The organism is Corynebacterium gottingense (genome assembly GCF_003693265.1).
In the GTDB taxonomy this organism is placed as follows: Bacteria; Actinomycetota; Actinomycetes; order Mycobacteriales; family Mycobacteriaceae; genus Corynebacterium; species Corynebacterium gottingense.
On record NZ_RDRE01000156.1, the window covers coordinates 1 to 1,061 of the forward strand.

The following is a 1,061-nucleotide window of genomic DNA, read 5'->3' on the forward strand; positions in this document are numbered from 1 at the left end:
CGGACTCGATCCACGCGCAGCTGGCGCAGCAGGCGCTGCACGGGAAGATGGGCGACCTGACCGACTCCGCGTACGGCATGGCCACCATGTTTGCGCTGGACCGCTTCGGGGCGAGGGCGGACATCGCGCGCTACAAAGGCAGCGACGAGCTCGTGATCCTGGACCGCTACGTGGCGTCAAACGCGGCGTACTCCTGGGCGCGCACCGGCGACGAGACGGTGGTGGAGTGGGTCCGCGAGCTCGAGTTTGACCGACTCGGCCTTCCTCTGCCGGACCTGCAGGTGCTCGTGGATACGCCCCCGGAGGTCGCGCAGGAGCGGGCAGTCCAGCGCGCGGCGCAGGACGCCTCGCGCGAGCGCGACCGTTATGAGCGGGACGCGCAGCTGCAGCGCGACACCCACAGCGCCTACGTGTCCCTGGCGGAAGCCGGCTGGGTGAGTCCGTGGATTCGCACCAATGATGCGGGCACTATTATGCAAGCAGTGAAAGACTTCTACGCCAAGGAGCCGTAATGCAGCCGAAGATCCTCGTTGTTGATGATGACCCAGCCATCAATGAGATGCTCACCATCGTGTTGGAGGCCGAGGGCTTCCGCACCGCGTCAGTCCAGGACGGCGCGGAGGCGGTGGACACGTTCCACAGCTTTGACCCGGACCTGATCCTGCTGGACCTCATGCTCCCGGGCGTCAACGGCATTGACATCTGCCGCGAGATCCGCCGCACCTCTCCGGTGCCCATCGTCATGCTGACCGCGAAGACCGACACGGTCGACGTGGTGCTCGGCCTGGAGTCTGGAGCGGACGACTACATCACCAAGCCGTTCAAGCCGAAGGAGCTGGTGGCCCGCATTCGCGCCCGTCTGCGCCGCACCGACGACCAGGCCAGCGACGTCCTCCACGTGGGCGACCTGACCATTGACGTCCCGCAGCACATCGTCAGCCGCGGCAGCGAGGAGATCTCGCTGACCCCGCTGGAGTTCGACTTGCTGCTGGAGATGGCGCGCAAGCCCAACCAGGTGCACACCCGCGAGGAGCTGCTGGAAACGGTGTGGGGCTACCGCA

The 1,061-nt window shown here is 66.4% G+C and carries 2 protein-coding genes; both read left to right on the top strand.

The genetic code is table 11. The features are described 5' to 3' along the window. On the top strand, positions 1 to 512 hold a 512-nt coding region (locus EAW56_RS12425), incomplete at its 5' end, for a dTMP kinase (RefSeq protein WP_122086860.1). Further along, a partial coding sequence (locus tag EAW56_RS12430; RefSeq protein WP_147453339.1) for a response regulator transcription factor occupies positions 512 to 1,061 on the top strand: 550 nt, incomplete at its 3' end. The genes EAW56_RS12425 and EAW56_RS12430, both read left to right, overlap by 1 nt.